Origin of the sequence: Streptomyces inhibens (assembly GCF_003389455.1) — a bacterium.
In the GTDB taxonomy this organism is placed as follows: Bacteria; Actinomycetota; Actinomycetes; order Streptomycetales; family Streptomycetaceae; genus Streptomyces; species Streptomyces inhibens.
Window position 1 is genome coordinate 1 of sequence record NZ_QUAC01000331.1, and the last position, 3,406, is coordinate 3,406.

At 70.5% G+C, this 3,406-nt stretch carries 3 protein-coding genes; 1 reads left to right on the forward strand and 2 read right to left on the reverse strand.

Going from position 1 to position 3,406, the window contains the following annotated elements; all coding sequences use genetic code 11:
* Window positions 1–32: 32 nt before the first annotated feature.
* Window positions 33–602, reverse strand: a complete 570-nt coding sequence (locus DY245_RS33940) for a PadR family transcriptional regulator (RefSeq protein WP_128510978.1) — start codon at window positions 600–602, stop codon at window positions 33–35.
* A gap of 29 nt (window positions 603–631) precedes the next feature.
* Window positions 632–2,647, reverse strand: a complete 2,016-nt coding sequence (locus DY245_RS33945; RefSeq protein WP_128510979.1) for an NADPH-dependent 2,4-dienoyl-CoA reductase — start codon at window positions 2,645–2,647, stop codon at window positions 632–634.
* A 318-nt stretch (window positions 2,648–2,965) separates the two neighbouring features.
* Between DY245_RS33945 and DY245_RS33950 the strand changes: the two genes are divergently transcribed.
* Window positions 2,966–3,334, forward strand: coding sequence for a peptidase inhibitor family I36 protein (locus DY245_RS33950; protein ID WP_128510980.1), 369 nt, complete (start codon window positions 2,966–2,968; stop codon window positions 3,332–3,334).
* Window positions 3,335–3,406: the final 72 nt, after the last annotated feature.

Genomic DNA, 3,406 nt, shown 5'->3' on the forward strand with positions numbered 1-3,406 from the left:
CCGGGACTTCCCCGGGGCCGGCCGCTCCACGCTCACACCTGGCGAGGCGCGCCCGGCTCACCCGGCGCGCCCTCCATGTCCGCCACCTCCGCCAGCGCCTCCTCCAGCCACTGCACCCAGAAGGTCTCCAGACCGATCCCGGCCCGCAGCACAAGCCGCCGCAAACGGTCCTCCGGATCCGCCGCAGCCCCGAAGTCGCGGTCCTCGATCCCCTGGTACTCCGCCAACTGCCGCCGGTGCAGCGTCAGATGGCGTCGCAGCTCCTCGTCGAGCCCGGTGCGCCCGACGACCGCCGCCGCCCGCAGCCGCAGCAGCAGCGCATCCCGGATGGGCTTGGGGTCCTGCTCACCCGATGCCCACCGGGTCAGCTCGGTGCGGCCCGCGGGCAGCACCTCGAACTCCTTCTTCTGGCCGCGGGACGGCTGATCGGAGGGCAGCGCGCGGATCAGCCCGGCCTGCTCCAGTTTTCCCAGCTCGCGATAGATCTGCTGATGGGTGGCCGACCAGAAGTAGCCGATCGACCGGTCGAATCTGCGGGTCAGCTCCAGCCCCGACGACGGCTTTTCGAGCAGGGCGGTGAGGATCGCGTGCGGCAGGGACATGGGGAGATCCTAGGCACGGCCCGGGCAGGTCACAGGGCCGCCGCCAGCTCCGTCCCCTGCTGGATGGCGCGCTTGGCGTCCAGCTCGGCGGCGACATCCGCACCACCGATGAGATGCACGGCACGCCCCTCGGCGCGCAGCTCCTCGTACAGATCCCGCCGGGGCTCCTGCCCCGTGCACAGCACGACCGTGTCCACCGGAAGCGTCGCCGCCGTGCCGTCGACCGTGAGATGCAGACCCGCATCATCGATCCGCTCGTACGAAGCCCCGGCGACCATCGTCACGCCCCGGTGCCTGAGCTCCGTACGGTGGATCCAGCCGGTGGTCTTGCCGAGGCCGGCGCCGACCTTCGACGTCTTGCGCTGGAGCAGATGCACCTGGCGCGGGGCCTTGGGACGCTCGGGCGCGCGCAGCCCGCCGCGCTCCTCGTATGCCGTGTCGACACCCCAGGCACGGAAGTACGTCTCGGGGTCCTGGCTCGCCGCGTCACCGGCATCGGTCAGGAACTCGGCGACATCGAAGCCGATACCTCCCGCCCCGATGATCGCGACCCGCTCGCCGACCGGCGCGCCGTCGCGCAGCACATCGAGGTAGCTGACGACGCTCGGGTGGTCGATCCCCTCGATCTCCGGAGTGCGCGGGGTGACGCCCGTGGCGACCACGATCTCGTCGTACGCACCGAGGTCCCCGGCCGTGACGGGGGTGTTCAGCCGTACCTCCACACCCCATGCCTCCAGCTGCGTCCGGAAGTACCGCAGCGTCTCCTCGAACTCCTCCTTGCCCGGCACCCGCTTGGCGAGGTTCAGCTGCCCGCCGATCTCGGCCGCGGCGTCGAACAGCGTGACGTCATGGCCGCGTTCGGCGGCCGACACGGCGCACGCCAGCCCGGCGGGACCGGCGCCGACCACGGCGAGCCGCTTGCGCAGCCGGGTGGGGGAGAGCACCAGCTCGGTCTCGTGGCAGGCCCGCGGATTGACCAGGCAGGACGTGATCTTGCCGCTGAAGGTGTGGTCGAGACAGGCCTGGTTGCACCCGATGCAGGTGTTGATCGCATCGGACCGGCCGTCCCGCGCCTTGGCGACGAAGTCCGGATCGGCCAGGAACGGGCGGGCCAGCGACACCATGTCGGCGCGCCCGTCGGCGAGCAGCTCCTCGGCCACCTCAGGGGTGTTGATGCGATTGCTGGTCACCAGGGGCACGGAGACCGACCCCATCAGCCGCTTCGTCACCCAGGTGTACGCACCGCGCGGCACCGAGGTCGCGATGGTGGGGATACGGGCCTCGTGCCAGCCGATGCCGGTGTTGATGATCGTCGCGCCGGCTGCCTCGATCTCCTTGGCGAGCGTGATCACCTCCTCCAGGGTGGAACCGCCCGGGACGAGGTCCAGCATCGACAGCCGGTAGATCAGGATGAAGTCCGTGCCGACGCGCTCCCGGGTACGGCGGACGATCTCCAGCGGGAAGCGCACCCGGTTCTCGTACGAGCCGCCCCACCGGTCCGTGCGGTGGTTGGTCGCGCCCGCGATGAACTCATTGATCAGATAGCCCTCGGAGCCCATGATCTCGACCCCGTCGTACCCGGCGGACTTGGCCAGCTCCGCCGCCCGTACGTAGTCCTCGACGGTCTGCTCGACCTCGTCGTCGGTGAGCGCATGCGGCGGGAAGGGGCTGATGGGGGCCTGGAGCGCGCTCGGCGCCACCAGATCGGCGTGGTACGCGTACCGCCCGAAGTGCAGGATCTGCATCGCGATCCGCCCGCCCGCCGCATGCACCGCAGCGGTCACGGTCCGGTGCTGCGCCGCCTCCGCCTCGGTGGTGAGCTTGGCCCCGCCCTCGTACGGCCGTCCCGCCTCGTTCGGCGCGATGCCACCGGTCACCATCAGCCCGACGCCGCCCCGCGCACGGGCGGCGTAGAAGGCGGCCATCCGCTCGAAGCCGTTCTCCGCCTCCTCCAGCCCGATGTGCATCGACCCCATCAGCACCCGGTTGGGAAGGGTCGTGAACCCGAGATCGAGCGGGCTCATCAGGTGCGGGTACTGGCTCATGGGGGCCTCGCCTCCGTGCGGGGTGGTCGTGAAGCCAGTTGTAGACCAGCCGGTAAGCCTTGTGCAACAAGTTGCAAAAAACGTGACGGAGACGACGCCGGCCCGCCCACCGGGACCCGTGAAGCCGGGGCGGCAGGCGAGCGGTACGGCTCCCCCGTGCGGCGGAGGCGGATCGTCAACGGGAACGAGGTCGCCCGGCGGTGTCGAGGGCTTGAATCGTCATGGCGCAAGGGCCGCACTTCCCCCGGTTCGGGGCAGGGGCGGACCGGCCAACGCATCACGTACATCACGTGAGAGCTGACCAGAGGGGAACACCTCATGCGTATCCGTCACATAGCCGCTGCGGGTGCTGCCGCTGCTGCACTCTCGCTCGGTGCCGCGCTGCCGGCCCTCGCCGATTCCCACGCCGGCGTCGCGCCCAAGGCCGCGGGCCCGAACGTCAAGGTCTACGTGGACGCCAACTACCAGGGCGCGAGCACGAGCACCCGTACCAGCCTGCCGCGCCTGAGCCCGTACGGCTGGAATGACAAGATCAGCTCCGCCAAGAACCTCGGCAACCGCACGGTCACCTTCTACCAGCACACCTACTACAGGGGCGCCCACTTCTCCCTGGCGCCGGGCGACCGTGAGGCGCACTTCGGCCACCGTGGCCTGCCCGACTCCACGAGCTCCATCAAGTTCCGCTGAACAGCGCGTTCCGATAACAGCGAACTGCTGACGGGCGGGGTGCGGCACCCCAGGGCCGCACCCCGCCCCGCC